This is a genomic window from Velocimicrobium porci (genome assembly GCF_009696045.1).
GTDB lineage: Bacteria > Bacillota > Clostridia > Lachnospirales > Lachnospiraceae > Velocimicrobium > Velocimicrobium porci.
In genome coordinates, this window is the sequence record NZ_VUMT01000019.1 from 22,099 (window position 1) to 48,880 (window position 26,782).

The following is a 26,782-nucleotide window of genomic DNA, read 5'->3' on the forward strand; positions in this document are numbered from 1 at the left end:
AATCATAATGCTACTCTTTGATTTCTCCTGCCCATTTGAACGCGAATTTTGCTACGATAACTGCAATAACTTCATTAATAATCGCTGCCGCAACGATTGTTCCTGATACAATAGACGCAAGAAAAGCATCAATCGCAGTTAAAGATGTTACAGCTATTCCCGTAAACACCAAAGACACACCCGAGTGAGGCAACAACGTAAATCCGAGATATTTTGTAACTGTAGGCTCAGCTTTTGTCAATTTACCGCCCAAGTATGCACCACCGATTTTTCCGACAGCTCTTGAAAGAATATAAATGACCGTGAAAAGTCCTGCACCGGCTATCAATCGGTAATCAAGAGGCATACCTAGATTCACAATAACAATAATGAGCGACAGATTCAGCAACGGGTTATATAGCTTTAAAGTATCTTTGAGTTCTTTTTCAGGCAGGACATTTGCAACTGTAGCACTAAATGCCATGCCAATCAATAAATAATTCAAGCTAAATGAATGAAAAACATAATAATCAATCAACAAACCACAAAGTGTTGATATACAGAGGAAAACCAACAGTAATACCAATCGGAGATAGTTGTTGTTTGACCTTTTCATCAAAAAAGAAGCACAAAATCCTGTCAAAATTCCAATGACAAACGGTAGAAAAACAATACCTGCAATAGCAAAAGGAGAAACAGAGGTACTTCCATTTATTCCACTTACAATAGAAATGACTGTAAAGAAAACAATAACACCAATAATATCATCAATTGCAGCAAGTGGAAGCAATGTTTTCGTAACAGGACCATTTGTGTGATATTCATTAACAATAGATAAAGCCGGTGCAGGAGCGGTTGCTAATGCGATACCTCCAAAAACAAACGCTAAATAAACCGGAATATCAATTACTAGAAACACAACAAAAAAAGCGGCAGTTACAAATAAAAATGTTCCTATCGACTGAACAAAAGTAATACCAATAATTTGCTTGCCTGAATTTGCAATCTTTTTGAAAATGATTTCGCGACCAATCATTACGCCTGCAAAACATTCAAAAATTTTTATAAAAATCTTATACTGCAATGTGTTTGTAATATCCAAAGTTACAACTTTGGCCAGATATGGTCCGAAAACAATACCTTCTATTAACCAACCAAGAATGGCAGGCAACTTTAATTTTGAAATTAATTTACCACAAACAAAAGCAACACAAATTATTGCAAAAATGCGAAGCGACCCTATAATCATATTAATTGCACCAACCTCTCTATTACTGCATCGGGATTGAACCGTTCATTACAAAGCTTTTCAAATGAACCATCAACGATAATTCGAAGCGTTTCCATCTTTTGTTCCGAAGTTCCATCGCCAAAAGATGTTGAAATTATTTCCCAAAGAATGTCATTTTGTTCTGTCGTATAAGAATATATTGCCTCATTCAACTTATACTTATTAAAAATGTCTCTTCGTATCATTGTCTTTGAATCAAAATAGAGATGAAGCAAATCCAAATAAACGGATGGAACATTACTATTTATCAACATTTCTGCTTTCATCTTTGCTTCGGTATAATACTTTTCATATAAGGCCAACGCAAGTGCCTCTTTGTCCGGGAAAAATTTATAGACCGTTTTCTTTGAAATTTTCAGTTTGTTGGCTAATGTGTCTATCGAAAATTTCAATCCTTCTTGCCGTAAGCTTTCAATGGAGGCAAGGATTATTTCGTCTTTCATAGTGGAAACAAAAACTCCTTTTTTTGTTTCCATCATACCCGTTTCCATTTTTGTTGTCAACAAAATAAATGTAATAATTTTGTAAAATAAGTATGAATTTTTTGTACACCTCTATACATATACTGCAAAATAAAATTGATACATTCAATCAGTCCAATTTAATATTTGCCAATGCTTTCATAAAACCATCATTAATTGGCTCTTTTGCTTCTTTTTTCTGTTTTTCCATATAATTTCTTATATCCTTTTTGGAAACTCCTCCACCTTCGTTTTTGCGACGTTCTTCAAACGCTTTTTTCCGCTCCTTATGTCCACATTCACATACAAAAGTCTGCTTTTCTCCCTGTCCAACCAATTCCATTTTTTTATGACATACCGGACACCTCGCATTCGTCAAGCGTGAAATTGTTTCACGATAACCACACCCTCTATCCTGACACACTAGTTTTTTACTGTTTTTCCCATTCACTAACAGCATACGTTTTCCACAATTTGGACATTTTTTATTTGTCAAATTGTCATAACGGAATGTTCCTTCACTATTCTTTATTTCTTCTAAAATCGAAATCGTATACTGTTTTATTTCATTCATAAATTGTTCCTGTTTCATTTTTCCTTTTGAAATCTTTGCCAATTTCATTTCCCAGTCTGCAGTAAGCTCCGGCTGTTTTAATTCTTGCGGAACAAATGTTAATAATTGTTTTCCTTTCGAAGTAATGTGAATATCTTTTCCTTTTTTTTCTAATAACCCATTATAAAATAATTTTTCAATAATATCCGCTCTAGTTGCTACAGTTCCTAATCCACCAGTTTCATCTAATGTTTTTTTCGCTTGCTGATTATTTGTTTCCATATAATGAACTGGATTCTCCATCGCAGACAAAAGCGTTGCCTCGTTAAAATACTGTGGCGGCTCTGTCTTTCCTTTTGTCATTGTGATATTGCAAGCCAAAAATTGCTCTCCTTTTCTTATTCCTTCCTCTTTTATCGTTTCCTCCGTTTCACCCTCGTATACTTCTTTCCATCCCTGTTTTAGCACTCTGTTTTTGCTCTCAAAAAACTCTTCTCCCTCAATTGTAACAACTGCTTTTTGTTCCTCATACTCATACGCAGGGCACATAACAGCTAAAAATCGCTTCACTACTAAATCATAAATTTTTCTCTCTTCTAATGTCATATCTTCTAAACGTACAAATTCTTCTGTTGGAATAATTGCATGATGATCCGATACTTTTGCATCATTAATAAAATTTTTATTTCCCAATACCGGCTGTTTTAATAGTCTTGCTGCAATTTTTTTATAAGGTCCTATATTAATTGCCCGAAGCCTTTCTTTCAACGTGTCTTCTACATCTTTTGTTAAATAACGTGAATCTGTTCTCGGATAAGTCAATACTTTATAATTCTCATATAATCTCTGCATAATATTTAAGGTTTCCTTTGCAGAAAAATTATATTTACGATTTGCGTCTCTTTGTAGCTCGGTTAAATCATATAAAAGCGGTGGTTCTGTCTTTTTACTTTTCTTTTCCAGACTGGTAACAATTCCTTCCTTTCCATCTAATTTTTTTTGAAGCTCTTCTATTTTTTCTTTATGAAACGATCTTGAAGACTTATTGTTCCGGCTTCTCCATGTAAACGTCATTCCATTTACCCGCATAGAAAGCCCGTAATAATCTTTTGGAACAAAATTTTTTATCTCTTCTTCCCGTTTTGCAATGATTGAAAGTGTAGGTGTCTGAACTCTTCCACAGGATAATGATGCATTATATTTGCAAGTTAACGCTCTAGTCGCATTAATTCCAACAAGCCAGTCAGCCTTTGCACGACTCATTGCAGCATAATATAAATTATCATATTCGTGTCCGTCTTTTAAATTTTTAAACCCTTCCCTTATTGCTTTATCGGTAACCGAAGAAATCCACAAACGCTTTATCGGTTTCTTATTCCCAATTTTAGTTAAAATAAGGCGGGCAACCAATTCACCTTCTCTCCCTGCATCTGTTGCAATAATTATATCCTTTACATCTTTTCGTAAAAGAAGCTTTTTCACAGTTTGAAATTGTTTTCCTGTCTGTTTTAGCACCTCCAATTTCCATGGTTTTGGCATCATCGGAAGGGTTTCTAGTTTCCACTCCCTATATTCTTTTCCATAACTTTCCGGATCCGCCAATGATACAAGATGTCCCATCGCCCATGTCACAACATATTGGCTTCCCTCCATATATCCATTTTCTTTTTTCTTACACTGAAGAACTCTTGCTATATCTCTTCCTACCGAAGGTTTTTCAGCTATAACAATTGATTTCATACTAAACATTTCTCCTTTTTATTATCCTATTTATTTCTTTTATTCCTCATTGTTCCGCACACTTAACTTTCATTATAATATACTTAAAATCAATAGAAAAGAGATTTCGTTACTATTTCTAGTAGCAATCTCTTCCGTTTTGTGCTAAAATATCACAAAATCAAAAATTTGCAAAGTTACTTTTATAATAAAAATAAAAGGAGGGTCTTTCATGGCAAAGTCAAAACGCAGTGCAAAAAAAGCAGCAAAAAAATCAATTTTAAAACCAGAAGTCTTTCTTCAATTTGCCGGTAACGAATATAATGATACAGAACAGGGAAAACTAGACTTATAACAAGACAAAAAGACGATTTGAACCTTCTATTCAAATCGTCTTTTTCTCAAACGGAGAGCATGGGATTCGAACCCACGGAACATTGCTGTTCACCGGTTTTCGAGACCGACTCCTTAAGCCACTCGGACAACTCTCCAAACTTGTTATACAAATATAATTATAATTCTATTTTGCAACAGAACCATACTGAACAATCAATAATTCAATTCCCATCGTATCAACAAGTCTTCCTGTCTTAACTTGTTCTTCTATATCAGCACAGCTTTGAATTCCATCAATTAATTGTTTTCGCCTAAAATTTTTACTCTGTGTAATATATTTATTCACGGCAAATGGTGGAACTCCTACTTTCTGACTAATAATTGAATTCGTATATCCCTGCTTTGATAATTCTTTTATCTGGAGCAAAATATTAAAATGTCTTGTAATCAAATACAAGATTGACATTGGCTTTTCTCTCAAAGTTAACAAGTCATAATACAATTTTAATGCCTCTTTTTGTTTTCCAAGTCCGATTGCATCAATCATCTGAAAAATCTTTCCTGTCACCTGCGTCGTACAAATTGCATCAATATCCTGCACTGTAATTACTTCTTGGTTCATTGCATAACAAACTAATTTTTCTATTTCATTTGCCAACAACTCCATATCCGTTCCCGTCTTATTAAGCAGATATAAAATTGTATTCTCCGTCATCTTCTTTTGCTCTTTTTGAAGCATTGATGCGACCCATAACTTGAGATTTCTTTCATCCATGCCATTCATTTCTGAAATAACACCAATTTCTTTCACAGCTTTATACAAACGATTTCTTTTATCAACTTCTTTTTCAATAAAAACCAGAATCGTAGTTTCTGGAATTTGTCTGACATAATCAGCTAAATCATTTTGCGTTTTAAAAAAGCCACTATCTTTTAACATAATCAGCCTTCTGTCATTAAAAAACGGAAGAGTATCCCCGATTTCCTTAATTACATTGACATCAATTCCTTTTCCTTCAAAATAAGAGTAATTCATGTCATCACTTCCAGCTAAAATTCCATCCTTCAGCTTTTTTTGATATAATTTTTTAAGATAATCTTCTGTCCCATAAAGCAAATAGACTGGTTTATACTGATTTCGCTTAATATGCTCTTTTATTGTTTTCATAAAATACCTCATTTATAATAAAACCATTTATTATTGTACCAAATGTTGCAAGAAGAATCAAGTTTTTTATTTATCACAAATTTATTTTTTCTTTCTATTCATAAGAATCTTAATTTTTTTCCCATCACTTATTATGTCAATTGCGCCATTTAAGCTCGTATTATATAATTTTATTTTTCTTTTTTTCATTCGTTCAATCACTTCTTTATGCGGATGCCCATACGCATTATTGAAACCGCAAGAAATAACCCCGATTTTAGGATTTACTTTTTCCAAAAATTTTTCTGTACTTGAACTTTTAGAGCCATGATGAGCAATTTTTAATACATCATGCGTTTTCAAATGGGATAAAATCTCTTTTTCTCCTTCCTGTTCCACGTCCCCGGTAAGTAACATGCGAAAAAATCCATATTGCAAGGAAAGAATCATAGAACATTCATTTTTATCCGAAACCAAAAAGTTTTTATTGGGATGAAGACATAATACCTTGAGTTTTTCTTTTTCCCATTTCATTCCTTTTTCTATGTAGTAGACTTTTACATTTGCTTTCTCAGCTAATTTTTCTAACTTTTTATAGGAATGGTCGAAATTTAAAATTTTCGGAAGCATCAAATACCCAACCCGGAACTCTTTTTTCTCCACTCGCTCTAAAATTTCAATTAAGCCATTAATATGGTCCCGGTCGGTGTGAGATACAATCATATAATCTAATTTTCGTATTCCCTTCGCTTTTAAAAAAGGAAGAATTCGATAAGTTCCAACTTGTTTTACATCACTGCTTCCTCCATCCATTAAATATGACGTCTTTCCTGACTTAAAAAAAATGGAATCTCCCTGCCCAACATCTAAAAATGTAACTTCAAGCTGATGACTTGGAATTGGAGAAAGAATCAAAAAACAGATTGGTAATAAAAAGAACAAACCTCTCTTCTTTTTCTTTGCCAAAAAGAGCAGGATACTAACTATAAAAATGCAATATAGAGCAAGCTGAATCTTTCTTGGTTTTCCGATTACCAGATTACTAAATGGTAATTTTATTACCGTCTTACATAAAATTTCATAATACCGTAAAATAATATGGACTGTTCCAAACAAAAACCTGCCAATTGCCGGATGAATATAGGTAGAAAAGATACCTAAAATGGAACTTGCCAATAACAAACTCATAACAGGAAGTACAAGCAGATTTAAAAAGAACCCATACAACGGAATTTCATAATAAAACCATGCTACAATTGGAATAATAACAATTTGAACGGAAAATGTAACAAGAATACTATCAATAAGCTTTGATTTCGATTGAAATGTTTTTTTTAAGATTGGATAACAGCACCCTATTCCGATAATTGCGCCATAGGAGAGTAAAAATCCACTGTTTCTTGCCTGTAAAGGACTATACATTACCGTAATCATTCCACTCAGTGCCATTGCAGAAAGCATATCATAAGTTCTTCCGATAAGGCGTGCAAATAAAGCAGTTGCCAGCATTATAATTGCCCTTACTGCAGACACACTAAACCCTGTCATCATTCCGTAAAGAAAAATTGTAAGAACAGAAAGAATCACCGCTCCCGTTTCATTCATTCCCAAACGCTTTAATAATTTGTAAATCCCCATTCCCAAAAAGGAAATATGAAGTCCTGATATTGCCATAATATGACCAATTCCATTGGTCTGATATAACCTTTTTATCCCACAGTCTAAATTAGATTTTTCTCCAAGCACCATTGCTTCAATCACACCTGCTTGGGATTTAGGAAGCTGCTTTTCACATATGTTCTGCCATTGAAGCTTACATTTTCGAATTTCTTCTTCTAATTTTGATTTTCTATGAACTTTTATTACAATACGATCAGCAAACATTTTGCAGTCATATTTTTTTCCTTTATAATAGTCATACTCATTGAATTGCCCAAGATTTGTAGGCTTTTGAAATGATTCAATCGAGCCAACCACCTGCACCTGATTTCCAAGGTGTAGCTCTTCTTGTATGGATTCTTTTTTTAGATAAACCAGAATTTTTTTAATAAAATATTTTTTTGATTTGCTTTTCCAAAAACTTGCTTGTTTTATGGAAAGCTCCAGAGAGTTTTCCTTCTCAGTAATGGAAGAGAGAACTCCCTGTACAACTCCACAATTTTCGTTCCTACCCGACTGTTCGATATACTGCTCAATTGGAGATTTTTTCGGTTTTATCAAACAGCTGAGCGTGAAAAGAATGAAAAACAAGACTAGCAATGGTCTTTTCCTCATTATTCACCTTCTTCACTATCTACAATATCCAGATTCCGCTCAAAAGCAGCATCAAATGGTAACCCTTCTCCGTAACTTGCAATTGTTTGTCCATCAATTGTAAACTGTACCTTGTTAATTGCCGGTAATTCTACCAATGAATTTACAATCGAATAAATTACAGTTTCATCTGTAAGTCCCTTTCTTTTCTTTAGAAATGTATCATTAAAATCAACATAACAGATTCCATCTTTCGTTGAAGCTTTTATTAATTTTGTTCCCTGGGGTATTGTTGCAAAAAGCTGTCCGGTCTGGACATCTTTAATACTTTCCGGTCCTTTAATAAGCTGTTCAATTACTAATTGTTCGACAGGAATCGTTCCATCGTATTTTATCTTAACTCTTGTTTCCTTTAATTTTTTCCCATCCATATCAGCAAAAAACAAAGTTACTAACGCATTTTGCTCGTAATTCGTTTCTCCGCCTGTGTTGTCAATAAAATCTTCTTCCGTCATAAATCCGACCGGTTTATCATTATTATTTTTTAACGGCTGTCCGTCTACAACAAATTCGACATAATTGACTTTTTCAACTTGGCAAAGAGTCTTAACAATTGCCGCCCGGCAAAGAATCTCTGAAGTACCTTTCAACTTTAAATAATTGGAATCTAATTCTACCGTTAGCTGTCGCTTATCCAGATTCGGCTTTACATAAAGGCTTACATTATCCGGAAGTGCCTTTTTATAAGCTATATTCATCGGCGTTAAACTTGTCAATGCTTTTACATATTCATTGATTTGTTTTTTTTCATCCTTTTCTTTCAGTTCATATGGTTCACTAACAAGCTTCGTTTCGCTATTGTCCAGATAATATATTTTATAGTCAGATTCCTTATTTTCTTCGGTCATACCCACTTTATTGCAAGCAGACAAAGAAAAAAGCACTATCAACATTCCTGATATTATCAATATTTTTTTCATTCTTTCCTCCATTTTATTCTGCCATTTACGATAGCCGGAATACAGGCTAAGCAATATAATTTAAAGGAATACGAATTGTAAAAGTAGCTCCTTCTTTTTCTTTACTATATACTTTAATCGCACCACGATGCATAAGAACCGCACTTCTTGTAATAGAAAGTCCTAAACCGGTTCCTCCTGTTTCTCTGGAACGAGCCTTATCAACACGATAAAACCGCTCAAAAATACTTTCCTGTAATTCTTCCGGAATACCGACACCTGAGTCCGCAACTTTCACATAGAAAAACTTATGGTCAGCATTTAAAGAAACCCGAACCCAGCCGTCATCATAATTATACTTAATTGCATTTTCAATTAAGTTATTGATAGCCAGAGAAAGTTTTACTTCGTCAACCTCTGCCTCTACCGGACGAAAGCTCTCAAAAACAAGCTCAATATTACGTTTTGCAGCAATTGGTCTGAGTCTTTTTAGAATCTGTTCCAATAATTCATTGATATTCACAGACGATATATTTAACTCTCCGGATTTTTTATCCAGTTTTACAAGCGATAATAAATCATTGATAATTTTATTTTCCCGCTCAATTTCCTCTGTAATATCTTCCATAAATTCACGATATAGTTCTGCCGGTGCATCCTCTTGTGCAAGAAGGGATTCTGCCAACACTTTAATAGAAGTAATCGGTGTTTTTAATTCATGGGACACGTTAGACACAAACTCCTGTCTGGAATTTTCTAACGTCTGTAATCTTGTTAGCAAATGATTAAACGAATCCGATATTTTCTCTACTTCTGTATATCCTTTTATGGATACTTTTTCATCTAAATATCCTTCCGTTGCATGGTCAATAATACTCGATACTCTGGAAAATGGTTTTGTCAAAATATTGGCGTATACAATAGACGCCAGTACAACCAGAATACTTATAACAATAATCAAAATTAATGTCTTATGCTGCATAGAATCATATACCTGATAAATACCTTTCGTTGAAAAGCTCATTATCATGATTCCTGAATTTTCTTTTGTTGTTGCATTAATAATTGGCATTACAAGTTCTACATATTCATTTTCATGGTCAATATACTGACTGCTGCTACCGTTATAACAATTAATTACCTGCTCTGATATAATCGTTTTTCCCTCTTCTAATCCATACGTATCTTTTAAAATCTGCAAATTTCTGTCTACAATTACAATTCTTCCACGATAAGCATCTGCTACCTGGGCGATTTCCTTATTTGCTTCCGAAAAGTCACTATCCTCTCTATTTGCAAAATAATTCGAACTAATTAACAGATTAGAAATCATACTCCCCTTTTCCTTTAATTCTCCTATCCGAACCTCTATAGCCTCATTTTGATATGTAGTAAGGATTACCTGCGAAAATATGATAAGTGGAATAATTCCAACTAAAACCAGCACAATTCCCGCTTGTATACGCATACTCTTAAAAGAATGAAGCCTGTTCTTTACTAACTGAAAAATGGGAAACACCTCCGCTTCTAATTTTGAAAATAATATCCAACGCCCCATTTTGTGTGAATAAACGTTGGCTCACTTGGATTACTTTCAATCTTTTCACGAAGACGTCTAATATGCACATCTACTGTTCTTACATCACCTGGATAGTCATATCCCCATACAAGGTTTAATAAATTTTCTCTACTGTATACCTTATTTGGATTATTCATAAGCAGTTCCAGTAAATCAAACTCTTTTGCCGTAAGATTTACTTCCTTTTCTTTAATATAAACACGACGGCTTTCACAATCTACCTTTAAATCACCGACTGTAATCACCTTAACCGGGTCCTCTTTTGATTGTTTACTTCCGCTTCTTCTCATAATTGCTTTAATTCTGGCTTTTACTTCCAAAATATTAAACGGTTTTGTAATATAATCGTCTGCTCCATATTCTAATCCCAGAATCTTGTCCATATCATCGCCCTTTGCTGTCAGCATGATAATTGGCATATCGGAAAATTCCCTAATCTGCTGGCACACCTCAAATCCTGTAAGTTTTGGAAGCATGACATCTAAAAGAACAACATCATATGTTTTTTTCTTTGCTGCCTCCAACGCTTCTTCTCCGTCATAAGCACAGTCCACTTCCATTCCATCCTGTTCAAGGCTAAAACGAATTCCTTTTACAATTAACTTCTCATCATCAACTACAAGCACCTTTTTCCCCACTTGCTTTTCCTGCCTTTCTTCTTTGCTTCTTAAAATTATTTATATTGTAATATAATCTTTTATTTTTTGAAATACTCCATCTTTAATGCCTTCAATCTTTTTTATCTCTTCAATTTCTTTAAAAAATCCATATTCCGTTCTATAACGAATAATCGCTGCTGCTTTCGACTTTCCTATTCCCGGCAATGTCATTAGTGCTGATTCTGAAGCTTCATTTAAATTTATCTTCATCTTCTGTACCTCTTCCACCGATGTATGTTCTCTGTCTTGTCTATCATTTTCTGTCTCTTCTGCAGAATCGGTTTCTTTTTTGGATGGAATATAAACTTTCTCACCATCTGACAATTTTTTTGCCAAATTCACCTGTTCTTTTGCCGCACCTTTTTTAAATCCACCTGCCGCTTCAATCACATCAGCCACACGACAGTTCTCTTGTAAATAGTATACTCCGGCTTTCTTCACCTGTCCACATATATAAATACAAATTTCTTCTGTCTTATTATCTTGTTTATTGTCTAATTCACCGGGATTCTCCAAAGATAAGTCTTCAGCAGAAAAAAGTTCTTCTTCTCCCTCTGCCCGATAACCTATACTATAATATAGACCTGCAATTAAAATAAGCAATACAGTAACAGCAATAAAAATTCTTTTCTGTTTCATATCTCTCCTAAATAGGACCTTAAAAGATATAATTGCATTTAAATTAAGATTCTAGCTATATTCTACACAATTCAATTCACAAAGACAATAGGCATTTTTATTTTTTCACGTTATTCCCATTTAAATATAATAACCCCGATAATTGCAATTACCATTCCGACTAATTTTCTCCATTGAAATTCCACCTTATCTACTCCAAAAAGTCCCATAAGCTCAATGATATAAGCAACTAAAAGTTGTGATATAACAATCAGCATGACGGATCGTGCCGGTCCCAACCGATTCATACTTTCAATTACAGTAAATGTTATAAATGCTCCAATTACTCCTCCAAGTAACATATACTTATGGTCAACTTGCCAAAGTGCAGAAATCGAACTTTCTTTACCGCAAAAAAACCAGGCCAGAATGCAGACAAGCAAAGCGCTAAATTGCACAAATCCTGCTGCCATCCAAATACTGGTTTCCTTTGTAACTCCGGTATTAAATACCCCCTGAATACTCATTAATGCTCCTGAAATTAATGCAATGATAATTCCCCACATACCGTCAAACTCCTTTTTTTCTATAGTATGTGCAGGAATTATCTAATTCATACAACCAATCCCTACTACTCTAATATTTCAAATAAAATTTCAAACATTTCATCAATATGATGCTTTTCAATAATAAGCGGAGGCAAAAACCGAATCACATTCGTTCCTGCTAAAAGAACGATTAGCCCATTTTCAATTGCCTTATTAATCACACCTTTTGCAGGAATTTGCAATTCTAATCCCTGCATAAACCCTTTACCACGACGTTCTATTACCGTTTCTTTGTTCTGCACCAGCTCATTAAGCCGTGATTCCAAGTATGGTGTCAATTTTTTTACATGTTCTGTAATTTGCAATTTTTCAAATAAATCAAGCACTTTATCGACCGCTACACAGGCTAAAGGATTTCCCCCATATGTCGTCCCATGATCACCTGCTTCTAGTATGTCTTCCGCTCTTTCATTGACGAGAAACGCCCCTACCGGTATTCCACAGCCAAGTGCTTTCGCAGTTGTTAAAACATCTGGCAATATTCCATATTCCTGAAAAACATACATCGAACCCGAACGCCCCATTCCACATTGAATTTCATCAAATATAAGTAAAATATCACGCTCATCGCATAATTTTCTAAGTTCAACAAGAAATTCCCTTTTCGCTGGATAAATCCCCCCTTCTCCTTGAATTGGTTCTAATATAATTGCACAGGTTTTATCTGTAATTTTCTCCTTTACACTGCCTATATCATTTAATTTTGCAAATTTTACCCCCTGCATCAAAGGGAAAAAATCCTCTTGATAAGTTATATTTCCTGTTAATGCCAATGCTCCCGTGCTTCTTCCATGAAACGAATGTTCCAGTGAAATTATTTCACTTTCTTTTAATTGCTTTTTCACATGTCCATATTTTCTTGCTATTTTAATAGCTCCTTCAATTGCTTCTGCCCCACTGTTGCAAAAAAAGACTCTTTTCATATTTGAGATTTTTACCAGCTTTTTTGCTGCATTTGCTAAAGGTGCAGAATAAAAATAATTCGAAGTATGTATAATTTTATCAATTTGTGCTTTCAACGCCTGATTATATTCCTGCTGACCATATCCTAGAGCAAATACTCCAATTCCAGATGCAAAGTCAAGATACCTTTTTCCTGTATCGTCATATAAATAGACACCTTTTCCATAATCAAATACAATTGGATACCGATTATACGTATGTATTAAATAGTTTTCCGCAATATTCCTGTCATCTTTCATTCGTTCCTCGCCTTTCTTTTTAACATGCCATACTATGACACCAGTTGTTCAAAATAATCCTGCTCAGCCTCATCATAAATAACAGTTCCAATCCCTTTTTTTGTGAATATTTCCAGCAACAGGCTATTTTTTAATCTTCCATCCAAAATATGCACCCGATTCACCCCCTGTTGAATCGCAGTGATACAATTTTCAATCTTCGGAATCATTCCACCATTAATCTGACCAATTTCAATTAAATCTTTTGCCTCTTTTATCGAAAGCATAGGAATAACGGATGACTTGTCACTTCTGTCCTCATATACCCCATCTGTATCTGTTAAAAAGACCAGCTTTTCGGCTCTCATCTTTTCAGCAATTGCACTTGCGGCCTCGTCCGCATTAATATTATAGGTTTTATATGTATCATCCATTCCCAACGGTGCTATAACAGGAATGAAATCACTCTCTAACAGCGTTTGAATTACAGTAGAGTCTACCTTCTTAATCTCTCCTACATATCCTATATCTTTTCCATTCACATACTTTTTATCTACCTTTATCATACTTCCATCTTTTCCGCTAATTCCAACTGCTTTTACCCCTACCTTTTCTAACAAACGAACCAGCTTCTTATTAACGAGATTTAACACCATTTCTGCAATTTCAATTGTTTCACCATCCGTTACACGGAGACCTTCACAAAATTTAGGCTCTTTCCCCAATTTTCCCAGCCAGCTGCTAATTTCTTTTCCACCGCCATGAACAATAATCGGCTTCATACCTACCAGTTTTAGCAACGCAACATCCTTAATCACGCTTTCCTCCAGTCTTTCATCAAGCATTGCACTTCCGCCATATTTTACAACAATTGTTTTACCATAAAATTCTCTTATATATGGCAATGCCTCAATCAGTGTCTGTGCTTTTATTAATATTTGATTCATTTCATCACTCATTCTGACTCCTCCTCTTTCCAATCACGAACGATAATCTCCATTAATCTTTACATAATCATATGACAAGTCACAGCCCCATGCCGTTGCCTTTTCTTTTCCCATTTTCATATCTGCCATAACATGAACCTTGTTTGCAGATAAAATCTCAGTTGCTTCTTTTTCACTGTAACCTGTCGCCATTCCATTTTCATATAACTTTAAACTTTTCCCATCTCCTTGTATATATAGTTCTATTGTTTCTGGATTAAACTCAATTCCTGCATATCCAAGTGCACATAAGATTCGTCCCCAGTTTGCATCGCTTCCAAATACAGCAGTTTTTACAAGATTTGAAGTAATAACTGATTTTGCCAACACTTTTGCTTCCTCTTTCGTCCCTGCATGAACAACCTCCACTTCTAACAGCTTTGTTGCTCCTTCTCCATCTTGTGCCATTAATTTTGCAAGCGTCTTCGTAACCAGCCTTAGTCCCTCACAAAATGCTTTAAATGCCGTACCTTCCTCATCAATATACGAATTTTCTGCCATCCCATTGGCAAGTAAAAGAAAGGTATCATTTGTAGAAGTATCTCTGTCTACAGATATCATATGGAAAGAATCTTCAATATCCGCACTTGCTGCCTTCTGAAGCATTTCTTTTGAAATATTACAATCCGTTGTAACTATGCTAATCATTGTTGCCATGTTCGGGTGAATCATTCCAGAGCCTTTCGCCATTCCACCGATTACTACTCTTTTCCCTTCAATCTCTAGTTCAACTGCACACTCTTTTTTATAAGTATCTGTAGTAATAATAGATTCTGCAGCCATTTTGCCTGCTTCTTTTGTATCTTCTAATAATGGTACGAGCTTTTCAATTCCTAGTTTTACCCGGTCGATTGGAAGCTGACAGCCTATGACTCCCGTTGACGCTGTCAAAACCTTTTCGATTGGAAGATTTAGTTGTTTTGCTGTATATCCTGCCATCTCTTCATTTAACAATTCTCCCTCTTTACTTGTACAGGTATTGGCAATTCCACTATTAATTACAACTGCCTGAATTGTTTCTTCTGTTTTTATAATATGTATATCCCGTTTTACCGGTGCCGCTTTCACAACATTTGTAGTAAATGTCCCCGCTACTTTTGCCGGAACCTTACTATATACAAGTGCCATATCCTTTCTTGTTTTATCATGATATTTAATCCCTGCCGCTGCACCTGCTGCCAAAAAGCCACTTGCAGCTGTGACACCTCCGTCAATTTGTTTCATTACTATCAACTCTCCTTTTTGTCCTGTATCTATGGAAATAGAGGAGCCATAAGAAGTCCTTCTGTCTCTTTTATTCCAAACATTAAATTCATATTTTGTACAGCCTGACCTGCTGCCCCTTTTACTAAATTGTCCATTGCCCCCATCATCACAACCCGATTTGTCCTTTCATCTACTGCTATATTAATGTCAACCATATTGCTGCCTTCTACCCATCGTGTTTCCGGTGTTTTACTTGCATCCAGCACTCTTATAAATGGTTCTTTTTCATAATAGTCTTTGTACATTTTCCTTATCTTGTCTTCTGTTATCCCAGTTTGCTTCAAATTCGCATAGGCAGTGATTAAAATTCCTCGGTTCATAGGAACTAAATGCGGTGTAAAATTAATTTTTGTTGTCACTCCTGAAGCAATTGTAAGCTGTTCTTCAATCTCTGGTGTATGCCGATGGGTTGTTACTCCATACGCTTTTATATTTTCATTTACTTCACAATATAAATTTGCGACCTTAGCACCTCTTCCTGCACCAGACGCACCAGATTTTGCATCAATAATAATCGAATTCATATCAATCAGACCTTCTTTTGCAAGTGGATAAATCGTTAAAAAACTACAGGTAGGGTAACAACCCGGATTCGCAACCAGTCTTGCATTTTTTATCTGATTTCGATTCACCTCACATAAACCATATACCGCTTCTTTGATGAGCTCTTTACTTTTATGCTCCAAATGATACCAGCTTTCATAAACCTTTGCGTCTTTGATTCTGAAATCTGCACTTAAATCGATTACCTTTGTCCTTGATAATATTTTCTCGGATAAAACAGAAGAACAAAATCCCTGAGGCGTTGCTGTAAAAATAACCTCTGCTTTTTCTGTCAATTCTTCTATTTTTTCACCTTTACAAAAATCTGTTACAATTTCAAACATATTTCCAAAAACTTCATAATATCTTTTACCTATATAACTTTGCGAACCATACCAAACAATCTCTGCTTCCTTATGAGAAAGAAGCAATCGGACTAATTCTTGTCCCGCATAACCCGTTGAACCGATAATTCCTACTTTTATCATGTTTGTACTTGTGCTCCCTTTCTTTTCAAATATTTTAAAACCGCCAATCTAAATTAGTTCATAATTATACATTTGTTTTACTAATAGTTCAATGCCTTTTTAAATAATTTTATGACTTTTTATTGTATTTATTTAAATTATAGTTACTTTTACCAATTTAACCCCTGAATTTTTTATAAAATTAGTTACAAGTGCTATTGCATATTATTCACTTTTCATGTATATTTATTAAATGACTTTTTAAACTTAATGATTTGTTATCTGTAAAAAATATAATAAGGAGGTAAATACTATGAAAGAAAAAGTGGTTCTTGCTTATTCCGGCGGACTAGATACCACAGTAATTATTCCGTGGTTAAAAGAAAACTACAACTATGATGTAATCTGTTGCTGCATTGATTGTGGGCAGAAAGAAGAGCTTGAGGGATTACGAGAACGTGCAAGGCTTTCTGGTGCCTCTAAAGTTTACATAGAAAATGTAATTGATGAATTTTGTGAAGACTATATTGTACCTTGCGTACAGGCGAATGCAATTTATGAAAACAAATATTTACTTGGCACTTCAATGGCAAGACCGGTAATCGCAAAAAAATTAGTAGAAATTGCTCGAAAAGAACATGCAAGCGCAATCTGCCATGGTGCTACTGGAAAAGGAAATGACCAAATTCGTTTTGAATTAGGAATCAAGGCACTCGCTCCTGATTTAAAAATTATTGCCGCATGGAGAGATAAAAAATGGAATATGGATTCCAGAGAAGCAGAAATTGAATATTGTAAACAACACAACGTATTTCTTCCATTTGAAGTAGCAGAAAGCTATAGCCGTGATCGGAACTTATGGCACATCAGCCATGAAGGTCTTGATTTGGAATGTCCTGAAAATGAACCAAATTATGATAAATTATTAGTTCTTACAACGCCACCAACAAAAGCACCGGACACACCGGAATATGTCACAATGACATTTGAAAAAGGAATTCCTATTTCTATTAACGGAAAGGAAATGAAAATATCAAAAATTATTGAAAAATTAAATGAACTGGGTGGCAAACATGGAATCGGTATAATTGATATTGTAGAAAACCGTGTCGTCGGTATGAAGTCCCGTGGTGTCTATGAAACTCCCGGTGGCACTATTTTAATGGAAGCACATCAGCAATTAGAAGAATTAATTTTAGACAGAGAAACTTATCATGCAAAAAAAGAAATGGCTGATAAATTTGCCGAATTGGTTTATGAAGGCAAATGGTTTTCTCCTTTACGTGAAGCAATTCAGGCATTTATTGAATCAACACAAGAATATGTAACCGGAGAAGTAAAATTTAAGCTTTACAAAGGAAGTATTATAAAAGCCGGAACTTCTTCTCCTTATTCCCTTTATAATGAATCTTTAGCAAGCTTTACAACTGGTGATTTGTTCGACCATCACGATGCAGACGGATTCATTACTCTATTCGGACTTTCCACAAAAGTCAGAGCTATGAAATTAATGGAAGCTTCAAAAGAAGAAGCTCTATGCGGACAACAAATATAATGCTCATTCCAAAAGCGGCAGATCCCTCATTTTCTGTCGCTTTCCTTTTTTTAGTACATCCCACTATTTTATTCCCGTTCTTTTCTTGACATCTTTTCTTTTTAATGATACTATTTTCGTGGCATATTTCTATAATACTACATACATTGATAGTATCTAAGCCATGGCTAACCCCAGGCCTTTTTTGACAGAAATGTCTTCATCTGCACTTCTGCATGAGTGATAAAATTAGCGCCAGTACCTTTTTGGGGCAGTTAAAAGGTTGACGAGGTAGAGAGTGATCGAAAATTCGGCGGATGCTCTCTCGCGTTTCTTTGAACGTGTTATGTACAGCTAAAAATGGCAGGTAACTGCAGCACAAAGGCTGTACAATCAAAGTCAGACCTTATTGTCTTATTTTTGTAAGACTTTTATTAACGATACCCATTTTTAAAAAGGAGAGAGATTTATTATGTGTGGAATTATTGGATTTACTGGCGAATTAGACGCAGTTTCTGTATTAACAAAAGGATTGCACGAATTGGAATATCGTGGCTATGACAGTGCAGGGATTGCTTTTTTTGAAGAAAACTGTATTCATACAGTAAAAACAGAAGGAAAGGTTTCTAATCTTTCGGAAAAAATCGAGAACGAACGTAATTATACCACATCATGTGGAATTGGTCATACAAGATGGGCAACCCATGGTGGTGTTTCTGATATCAATTCTCATCCACATACAAGTGGAAAAGTTACCCTGATTCACAATGGAATTATTGAAAACTATAAAGAACTTCAAAAAGAATTTGAGAAAAACGAAATTCTTCCTGTTTCTGAAACAGATTCTGAAATAGCAGCAATGGTAATCAACGACTGCTATCATGGGAATCCGATTGAGGCAATAAAAAGTGCTGTAAAACGACTGCATGGAGCATACGCATTTTGTATTTTGTTTGAAGATATTCCAGACACAATTTACGCAATTCGAAAGGGAAGTCCACTTGTTGCAGCTTCTTCTGGTCAGGGCTCTGTTATTGCTTCTGATTTAGTTGCTTTATTGGATTACTCAAAAGATTATTTTGTATTGCCGGAAGATTGTATTGCATGTTTAAAGAAAGATTGTATCACATTAACAGACCTTAATAATAAAACAGTAGAAAAGAAAATGCTTCATGTGGACTGGGATGTGAGTGCTGCCAGAAAAAATGGTTATGACACTTTTATGCTAAAAGAAATTCATGATCAGCCGGAGGCTCTTCTCAATACAATTATGCCACGTGTAAAGAATTCTCTTCCGGACTTTGAAACAGACGGTATTCCGGATTCCTTATTTGAACAGGTAAACCGCATTATTATTACAGCTTGTGGAACTGCAATGCACGCAGGTTTAGTTGGAAAAAATCGAATGGAGCGTCTTGCAGGAATCCCTGTAAGCGTAGAAATTGCTTCTGAATTCCGCTATAGTAATCCGATACTGGATAAAAATACTCTAGTTATTACAATTTCTCAATCAGGAGAAACAGCTGACACACTTGCCGCCCTTCGTCTTGCAAAAGAAAAAGGTGCAAAAACCTTATCTGTTGTTAACATAAAAGGTTCTTCGATTGCAAGAGAAAGTGATTATGTATTTTACACTCATGCCGGTCCGGAAATCGCTGTTGCAAGTACAAAAGCTTATATGGTACAGCTTGCTGCAATGTATTTAATTGCTCTAAAGCTTTGCTGTGTTAAGAAAACTCAAACCGATTGTTTTATAAGAAATGAAATTCAAAATTTAGAAAAGATTTCTGATTCAATTGAATCTATGCTTGATTATGCTGAGCAAGTGGAACAAATTGCGAAAGAAATTAAAGACGCTTCTAGTTTATTTTATATTGGAAGAGGGCTTGATTATGCACTCTCTCAAGAAGGATCCATTAAGTTAAAGGAAATCAGCTATATTCACTCAGAAGCTTATGCCGCAGGCGAACTAAAGCATGGAACGATTTCTCTGATTACAGATGGTGTTCCTGTTATTGCTCTTGCTACGCAAAAAGATGTTTATGCAAAAATGATTTCGAATGTACAGGAAGTTCGTTCCCGAGGCGGAAAAGTTGTTTTAATTACAAGTCAAATGCCTCACCTTGATTCCTCAATTTGTGATTATCACATTGCACTCCCACAAATTGAAGACGATTTTGCACCATTTTGTGCAGCAGTGATTTTGCAATATCTTGCTTATTTTACAGCCTCTCTTCGCGGTCTGGATGTTGACCAGCCCCGAAACTTGGCAAAATCGGTAACTGTAGAATAATATTGAAAGTGTATTTTTTTCTTGGGGTGGCAAAGCCAAGTTGCGAAAGCAATTTTACTAAGCTTTTCCATCCCAAATTTTTTTAATTTAATCTGAAAATAATAGTATAATTTCCGTTCCTTTTCCTTCTTTGCTTTTAATTTTGATATTTCCGTTTAATTCGGCTATGTTATGCTCTACCACATCCATCCCTACTCCAAGACCAGAATAGTTGGTTATCGTTTCTTTTGTAGAAAATCCATGTTGTAGCATTATTTTATATATTTCTTCTTCCGTATAGTTTGATTCCGGCTTTGTCAAAATATGTTGCTCTTTTGCTTTTTCTATGATTTTTTTTATGTCAATTCCTCTTCCATCATCCTTTATCTTTATAGATAATTCTTTTTCTTTTCGTTTTATTGCTATTTGAATACGTCCCCGTTGTGGTTTTCCTTTTGCTATTCTTTCTTCTTTTGTTTCTATTCCATGATCAATTGCATTTCTTAAAAGATGTAGCATCGCATTGGATAATTTTCCGATTTTGTTTTTTTCAACTACTGTTTCTGTCCCTGTTATAATTAGCTCTATGTCTTTCTTTAATGAATCTGTCATTTCTTTCGTTATCTGTGTCATTTTCGCTGCTATGTCGGTAAAATCGTCGACATGAATGTAGCGTATCCATTGGCTGAGTTGATCTTCTATCTCTGATAATTGGTACAAATCGTCTTTTTCAAATGCGATTAAACTATTTGTTTCAAGTCTTCGCTCATAGTTTTTTAGTATTTTTTCAAATCTCTTTTGAATATTGATTATTTTTTGCATTTCTTCACTTGTAATTATATTGTGTTTTTTCTTGTCATATTTTTCTGGTATTTTTAATCGATATTCTAGTGCTTCTTTTTGCAAAGATATTGTTTTCCTTTCTTGACTTTGGTTTATGTAATTATTAGATATCGGCTTTTTGTAACATGTCTGTGTTTCCTCTTCTTTTCCAGCAATGTAATATACTTGTTTTTCTTTTTCACTTATTTCTACTTCTGTTTTAGTCAGGGTATTTTTATACTCTAAAAGCTCATTTATCAGCTCTTTACTTGTACCGCTTATATCACCACTTTTTTCTATTTTACTTAACTCGTTTGTAAAATAGAGAAAAACTCGCTCCATATAATAATTAAAAGTAACAGCTTCCGCTATTCCTTCTTCTTTTTCCCTGTAATAATACAGCACCTTTTCAAATGCTCTTGCCACTTCTGCAAGATCTTCAAGTAGCATCATTGTTGCATCTGCTTTTATTGTATGAAATAGGCGAAATATTTCTTGCACGTCTTCTTTGGAATATTGATTCATTCCTTTTCCTTTTATCAATATGATTTCTAACTCTTCTAATAATTCATAAGATTCATTGAAAAATATTTCTAACATCGAATCATATTCTGAAGTTCTCATTTTTTCACCCTCTTTTTAGCTGATTTTGAATTTTATTAAAAACTTCGATTATATCTGCATCAAAACTTTTTCCTGCTTCTTCATTTATGATTTCCATACTTTTTTCATGACTATATGCACTCTTATAACAACGTTCACTTGTTAAAGCATCATATACATCAATCACTGACATAATACGAGCTGAAAGGGGTATTTCTTTTCCTTTTAACCCTTCCGGATATCCTTTGCCATTCCATTTCTCATGATGATAATGTGCAATATCAATCGCCATTTCTAAAAAATCATTATGCTCATTCATTTCATAGATTTCTTTTAATGTATCAGCACCTTTTTTGGCATGGGTTTTTACGATATTCATCTCCTCATCCGTCAATGGTCCTTTTTTTAATAATATTGTATCACTAATTGCTATTTTCCCAATATCATGAAGCGGTGCTGCAATTTCTATTGTATCTACAAATGAATTACTGATTTCCTTTTCGAATTTTGGACTAAATTGAAGACTCATTGCCAAGAGCTTGCAATTTCTTCCCACATTTCGCAAATGAACTCCTTTCACATCCTCCTTCATTTCTGATAATCTGGCTAACGCATAAATAAAATTTTTCTCCTCTTCTGTAATTTTTTTTATTTGGTCATTTACCATCTTATGAAGCCTTTTATTATATATCTCTAATTCTTGCTGCATTTTATAAATTTTTAGGTGCGTATTGATTCGAAGTGTTACTTCTTCTAATTCAAATGGTTTTGCTATAAAGTCTACCGCTCCTAATTTAAATCCTTTTATTTTATCTTCTACAGAATTCATTGCTGAAATAAATATAATAGGAATATCTCTTGTTCGGACATCTTTTTTTAATAACTCACAAAATTCATATCCGTCCATATCGGGCATTGAGATATCTAATAAAATAAGCTGTGGCATATTTATTTTTATTGCTGCCATTGCCTGTTTTGCGCTTGTCACAGGTCTTGCTATATATCCCGCACTTTTTATCATTTCAGTTAAAATAATCAAATTTGACGTTATATCATCCACTATAAGCACGTTGGCCGCTTCCCCTGCTCCTACTTGATAGTCCATTTTTACCTCCCATTATTCTTTATTTTTTAAGTAAGGCTCTAGTACTTCCTTTAAAGCATTATATTGTTCCAATGCTTTCTCATGCTGTTCTTTACGGACTGTTAGTTCCAATCGAAATGCACTTCTTCTAAGCTCTTTTTGTTCTTCTGAAATCATTGACTTTACAACACCTGCAAAATGCTCTGCTTTCTCCCAGTTATCCATTTCAATACAAATGATTAATTTTTCCATCGCACCTTGAATTACTTCCTTATTTTCCTCTGTTCCAAATTGATGAATTTTATCCGTTTCGTGATAACTATCTATAGGAAATAAATATTTGCTGCTGTCAACTGACATTTTTTCCAACCCCTTATACACAAAACTGCCTGATTGCATATTTTGGTTTTGCTGTTCTTTTTTTAACTTCAAACGCACAGTAAAAGAAAAAGTACTTCCTTTTCCTTTTTCACTCTCAACATTTACACTCCCATTCATTAACTCAACAAGTTCTTTTACAATACTTAAGCCCAGCCCTGTTCCACCAAATCTTCTCGTAATAGAAGCATCGACCTGAGAAAAACTTTTAAATAACTTGTCTTTTTCTTCCTCTGAGATACCAATTCCAGTGTCTATAATTACAAAAAATAGCTCTATATCCTCATTTTCCTGATATGTTTTTATAACATCAATTACAATGTTTCCTGCATTCGTAAATTTAACTGCATTAGAAAGCAGATTATTTAATATCTGTGTAAGTCTTAATTCATCACCAATCAGATTATCTGGTATATCCGGAGATACACTTACTATAAGCTTCAAGCCTTTCTCGTTAATCGCCGGCAGATTCGCCTCCACTGCCTTATCCATAAATTTTCGAAAAGAAAATTCTTTTTCTTCAATTGTAAACTTTCCGGCTTCTAACTTCGAAAAATCAAGTAAATTATTTATAATTTTAATCATATTCTGGCAGCATCGGTCAATTATACGAAGCGACTCCATCTGACTTGGCTCCATAGACGTTTCAAGCAAATTATTCGTAAGTCCCATAATCCCATTTACCGGTGTGCGAAGCTCATGGGTCACATTAGCGACAAATTCATTTTGAACCTGATTTACTTTTTCTACTACTACTTTTGCTTTTTTTGCGTCTTTCATTGCAGCCCGCTTTGAAGCAATGCTAACTGCAGAACAAAAACCTAAATAAAAATTTTCATCCTTTTGAATTGATATTTTTAAGTCCACCGGATAACAAGTGAGATTCTTTCGATATGCCACCGTTTCAATCACTTCATTCATTTCCTCTTTTAATAAGAAACGAAATCCATCTCTCGATTTTTGAAATACCCTTCTAAAAATATCCATAATTGAAACCTGGCCAATAATTGTATCATATCCTAACTCTTTATATGCCGCTTGATTACAATCGCAAATTATTCCTTTTTCATCAAAAAATAATATTACTTCTAATGTATGCTCAAATAATAATTGATGCTTTTTTTCTTGAAGAATATCGTTCATCTATCTAATTCCCTCGCCATTTCTATCTATTATATAATCTATCTTTATACTATTTCACAATTTGTGGTTTGTCAATGCTTTTTTCAGAAAATATGTTATTGTTACTTATTCCATTGACAGAATGTGAAAATTTGGTATATAATACTTAACATAATGTAAAGTACGATTCTATTTTACAAATATCTTAAAAGGAGATGAATACAGATGACATTTAATATTCGCTTAAAACAACTCAGACAAAAGCACAAACTCACTCAAAGTGAATTGGCAGATATTCTAGGACTCAAACCAACTGCTATATCAAATTATGAGTCCAAAAGAAATGAGCCTTCTTTTGAAAAACTAATTGCTCTTTCTAAATACTTTGATGTTTCATGTGATTATTTGCTTGGTATTTCTGATGCATATCTTCCAATTGGAGGGGAAGTATTAGACAAAGATATTGTTGAATTTTTCAATCTATATCAACAACTCGATGAAGAAAGTACAAAAGAAATCCGTCAATATATCAATTATTTATTATACCGTCAGACACATCATGAAGAATAACATGATATAAATAGATAAAAGTCTGTTGCACATTAGATGCAACAGACTTTTTTTATTATTTACCACAACAGAATTTATATTTTTTCCCACTTCCACATGGACATGGATCATTTCTTCCAACTTTCTTCTCTTTTACAATCGTACCTGATTTCTTTTGTTCTTTATAAAGTTCTTTTCTGCGTTCTGGAGTTAATAAATTATCCCATGCTTCTAGCTCATAAAGCCAGTCTGCTTTTGCCTCTACCATGTTGTAATATAATTTTTCTTTATCAATATCTAAAGAAACTACTGTATCCTTATCCATTTCTTCAATTGGATTAGGAGTTTTTAGGCTGTCATTAATTCCATCTAAAAAGCCGACCATAATATTAAGGGTTGTACCAAATTTACCTGCAAGTGCTTCCACTGTTCCAGATTCTACATGGTCTATGTCTTTTAAAAGTTTTTCATAAATTCCTTTTTCGATTTCAAAGTAGTTTGCCCAAAACTTTTTACCTTCTTTACTATTCATGTCTATTGTATAGGCACTTTCTCTCCAATCACTTAATAAGCTCATTGTAGCTATCCTCCTCATAAAAATCTGTCTACTTGACAGTATATCACAGTATTCGAGGTAATTTCAATAATATTATAATTTTCTTTTTTATTTATGTATAAAATTTTTCAACCGGTTAATACTATAATTAGCCTAATCAATAGGCTAACGCGTATGCTCTTTATTAGTTGGATCCCCCTCCAATTTAATAAGCAATACCAATGACAAAATTAAAATACTTATCCTCCCCTTTTTAGAAAAGAGCCGTTGTATAAATGAACGCTAATTTTTTATACAACGGCTCTTTTTATTTTATTTAATCTTATTAAATCTTAAATTGTGATACAATATTTTCTAATTTAATAATTATCTGAAGCAATTCTTCCATTGAATCAGCAATTCGTGTCATACCTTTGCTCTGTTCTTCTGCACGATTACTGATTTCTGTCGTAGAAGCAGAAATCTCTTCTGTTGCAGCAGAAATACCAGAGAAATTCGATACAATTACATTCTTATTTTCATTTAATTCAGCTAATGTATTATCTAAATTTTCGATTCGTCCGCCAACCTCATTAATTTCATCATTAATGCTGACAAACGCAAGCTTCGTTTCATCCATCGAATCAACACACTCTTTTGTTGAAGTTCGGATAAATTCCATATTTGTTTTTGTTGTACGGATTTCATTTTGAATTTCAGAAATAATCTGTACAATATCGCTCGTTGCATTGGCGGTCTGCTCTGCTAAAGCACGGATTTCATCTGCAACTACAGAAAATCCTCTGCCTGCCTCACCAGCTCTTGCAGCTTCAATTGAAGCATTCAATGCAAGCAGGTTCGTCTGCTCTGCAATATCATTGATAATCTTTGTAATTCCATCAATGGATTTTGATTTATCTGCCAATGCTTCTACATTTTCTGTTGTTTTAATCTGTAATTCTTCTGTTTCTGAAATCTTTTTGGAAAGCGTATCTACTTTACTAATTCCATCCATGCTTTGACGAACTGCATTTTGCGATACTTCGCTGATTTTCTTTGCATCTTCTACAACCTCCTCAATTTGGTCTGAGAATTCATTTAATTTTTCAGAACCATTTTGAAGTTCGTTCGCTTCATCATCAATCGCTACTTGGTGTTAGAATGTAAATAGTACAAGTTAGATATGGAATAATCCTTAATATAGATTTATTATTAAAGCTAAAGATTGGAGGAGTAAGACATGGCTACACAGTACACAGAAGAATTTAAGAAGAATGC

The 26,782-nt window shown here is 34.2% G+C and carries 23 protein-coding genes and 1 tRNA gene; 4 read left to right on the forward strand and 20 right to left on the reverse strand.

All coding sequences use genetic code 11. The features are described from left to right. Positions 1-10: 10 nt before the first annotated feature. The 3 genes from FYJ58_RS11365 to FYJ58_RS11375 form a co-directional block, all read right to left on the reverse strand. A complete protein-coding gene (locus FYJ58_RS11365) occupies positions 11-1,228 on the reverse strand; it encodes a cation:proton antiporter (protein WP_154519848.1) in 1,218 nt (405 codons plus the stop codon). After that, on the reverse strand, positions 1,225-1,713 hold the full coding sequence (locus FYJ58_RS11370) for a TetR/AcrR family transcriptional regulator (RefSeq protein ID WP_205839243.1): 489 nt from the start codon (positions 1,711-1,713) through the stop codon (positions 1,225-1,227). Before FYJ58_RS11370 ends, FYJ58_RS11365 begins: the two co-directional genes overlap by 4 nt. A gap of 148 nt (positions 1,714-1,861) precedes the next feature. Beyond that, positions 1,862-4,024: a DNA topoisomerase III gene (locus tag FYJ58_RS11375; RefSeq protein WP_154519850.1), complete on the reverse strand. Its 2,163-nt coding sequence runs from the start codon at positions 4,022-4,024 to the stop codon at positions 1,862-1,864. Between the two features lie 211 nt (positions 4,025-4,235). Between FYJ58_RS11375 and FYJ58_RS15075 the strand changes: the two genes are divergently transcribed. Beyond that, a complete protein-coding gene (locus FYJ58_RS15075; RefSeq protein WP_268892679.1) occupies positions 4,236-4,358 on the forward strand; it encodes a hypothetical protein in 123 nt (40 codons plus the stop codon). A 51-nt stretch (positions 4,359-4,409) separates the two neighbouring features. Here FYJ58_RS15075 and FYJ58_RS11380 read toward each other — a convergent pair. The 12 genes from FYJ58_RS11380 to argC form a co-directional block, all read right to left on the reverse strand. Next, positions 4,410-4,494, reverse strand: a tRNA-Ser gene (locus FYJ58_RS11380). A 29-nt stretch (positions 4,495-4,523) separates the two neighbouring features. Beyond that, positions 4,524-5,507, reverse strand: a complete 984-nt coding sequence (holA, locus tag FYJ58_RS11385; RefSeq protein ID WP_154519851.1) for a DNA polymerase III subunit delta — start codon at positions 5,505-5,507, stop codon at positions 4,524-4,526. A gap of 81 nt (positions 5,508-5,588) precedes the next feature. Next, positions 5,589-7,760 (reverse strand): DNA internalization-related competence protein ComEC/Rec2, encoded by a 2,172-nt coding sequence (locus FYJ58_RS11390; RefSeq protein WP_154519852.1) that lies wholly within the window; start codon positions 7,758-7,760, stop codon positions 5,589-5,591. Continuing rightward, positions 7,760-8,719, reverse strand: coding sequence for a GerMN domain-containing protein (locus FYJ58_RS11395; RefSeq protein WP_205839244.1), 960 nt, complete (start codon positions 8,717-8,719; stop codon positions 7,760-7,762). The genes FYJ58_RS11390 and FYJ58_RS11395 overlap by 1 nt, the downstream gene beginning before the upstream one ends. A 46-nt stretch (positions 8,720-8,765) precedes the next feature. Continuing rightward, complete coding sequence (locus FYJ58_RS11400) at positions 8,766-10,166, reverse strand: sensor histidine kinase (RefSeq protein ID WP_235912628.1); 1,401 nt, start codon at positions 10,164-10,166, stop codon at positions 8,766-8,768. A gap of 59 nt (positions 10,167-10,225) precedes the next feature. Continuing rightward, positions 10,226-10,915 (reverse strand): response regulator transcription factor, encoded by a 690-nt coding sequence (locus FYJ58_RS11405; RefSeq protein ID WP_328597847.1) that lies wholly within the window; start codon positions 10,913-10,915, stop codon positions 10,226-10,228. 39 nt (positions 10,916-10,954) lie between these two features. Continuing rightward, positions 10,955-11,575: a helix-hairpin-helix domain-containing protein gene (locus FYJ58_RS11410; protein WP_154519855.1), complete on the reverse strand. Its 621-nt coding sequence runs from the start codon at positions 11,573-11,575 to the stop codon at positions 10,955-10,957. Between the two features lie 110 nt (positions 11,576-11,685). Then, positions 11,686-12,120 carry a DMT family transporter gene (locus tag FYJ58_RS11415; RefSeq protein ID WP_154519856.1) on the reverse strand — a complete coding sequence of 145 codons (435 nt, stop codon included), beginning with the start codon at positions 12,118-12,120 and terminating at the stop codon, positions 11,686-11,688. 65 nt (positions 12,121-12,185) lie between these two features. Continuing rightward, positions 12,186-13,364 (reverse strand): aspartate aminotransferase family protein, encoded by a 1,179-nt coding sequence (locus FYJ58_RS11420; RefSeq protein ID WP_154519857.1) that lies wholly within the window; start codon positions 13,362-13,364, stop codon positions 12,186-12,188. Between the two features lie 32 nt (positions 13,365-13,396). After that, a complete protein-coding gene (argB, locus tag FYJ58_RS11425; RefSeq protein WP_154519858.1) occupies positions 13,397-14,302 on the reverse strand; it encodes an acetylglutamate kinase in 906 nt (301 codons plus the stop codon). Positions 14,303-14,323: 21 nt separating this feature from the next. Then, a complete protein-coding gene (gene argJ / locus FYJ58_RS11430; protein ID WP_154519859.1) occupies positions 14,324-15,553 on the reverse strand; it encodes a bifunctional glutamate N-acetyltransferase/amino-acid acetyltransferase ArgJ in 1,230 nt (409 codons plus the stop codon). Between the two features lie 29 nt (positions 15,554-15,582). Then, positions 15,583-16,626, reverse strand: a complete 1,044-nt coding sequence (gene argC / locus FYJ58_RS11435; protein ID WP_154519860.1) for an N-acetyl-gamma-glutamyl-phosphate reductase — start codon at positions 16,624-16,626, stop codon at positions 15,583-15,585. A gap of 292 nt (positions 16,627-16,918) precedes the next feature. On the opposite strand from argC, the gene FYJ58_RS11440 reads away from it, so the two are divergent. Both FYJ58_RS11440 and glmS read left to right on the forward strand, forming a co-directional pair. Further along, positions 16,919-18,160 (forward strand): argininosuccinate synthase, encoded by a 1,242-nt coding sequence (locus tag FYJ58_RS11440; RefSeq protein ID WP_154519861.1) that lies wholly within the window; start codon positions 16,919-16,921, stop codon positions 18,158-18,160. 451 nt (positions 18,161-18,611) lie between these two features. Continuing rightward, on the forward strand, positions 18,612-20,432 hold the full coding sequence (gene glmS, locus FYJ58_RS11445; protein WP_154519862.1) for a glutamine--fructose-6-phosphate transaminase (isomerizing): 1,821 nt from the start codon (positions 18,612-18,614) through the stop codon (positions 20,430-20,432). 87 nt (positions 20,433-20,519) lie between these two features. On the opposite strand, the gene FYJ58_RS11450 is transcribed toward glmS, so the two are convergent. Genes FYJ58_RS11450 through FYJ58_RS11460 form a run of 3 tightly spaced genes read right to left on the reverse strand, consistent with a single transcriptional unit; the run spans position 20,520 to position 24,441 of the window. Further along, positions 20,520-21,857 (reverse strand): ATP-binding protein, encoded by a 1,338-nt coding sequence (locus tag FYJ58_RS11450; protein WP_154519863.1) that lies wholly within the window; start codon positions 21,855-21,857, stop codon positions 20,520-20,522. Between the two features lie 4 nt (positions 21,858-21,861). Further along, the gene (locus tag FYJ58_RS11455) at positions 21,862-22,941 is read right to left on the reverse strand and encodes an HD domain-containing phosphohydrolase (RefSeq protein WP_154519864.1); all 1,080 of its coding nucleotides are present in this window, start codon (positions 22,939-22,941) and stop codon (positions 21,862-21,864) included. Between the two features lie 12 nt (positions 22,942-22,953). Beyond that, complete coding sequence (locus FYJ58_RS11460; RefSeq protein WP_154519865.1) at positions 22,954-24,441, reverse strand: ATP-binding protein; 1,488 nt, start codon at positions 24,439-24,441, stop codon at positions 22,954-22,956. A 204-nt stretch (positions 24,442-24,645) separates the two neighbouring features. On the opposite strand from FYJ58_RS11460, the gene FYJ58_RS11465 reads away from it, so the two are divergent. After that, entirely contained in the window at positions 24,646-24,990 is a 345-nt protein-coding gene (locus FYJ58_RS11465) for a helix-turn-helix domain-containing protein (protein ID WP_154519866.1), read from the forward strand. Between the two features lie 55 nt (positions 24,991-25,045). Here the strand turns inward: FYJ58_RS11465 and FYJ58_RS11470 are convergent, their stop codons facing one another. Together FYJ58_RS11470 and FYJ58_RS11475 are read right to left on the reverse strand one after the other, a co-directional pair. Next, positions 25,046-25,546 (reverse strand): SEC-C metal-binding domain-containing protein, encoded by a 501-nt coding sequence (locus tag FYJ58_RS11470; protein ID WP_154519867.1) that lies wholly within the window; start codon positions 25,544-25,546, stop codon positions 25,046-25,048. Between the two features lie 304 nt (positions 25,547-25,850). Continuing rightward, entirely contained in the window at positions 25,851-26,519 is a 669-nt protein-coding gene (locus tag FYJ58_RS11475; protein ID WP_154519868.1) for a methyl-accepting chemotaxis protein, read from the reverse strand. Positions 26,520-26,782: the final 263 nt, after the last annotated feature.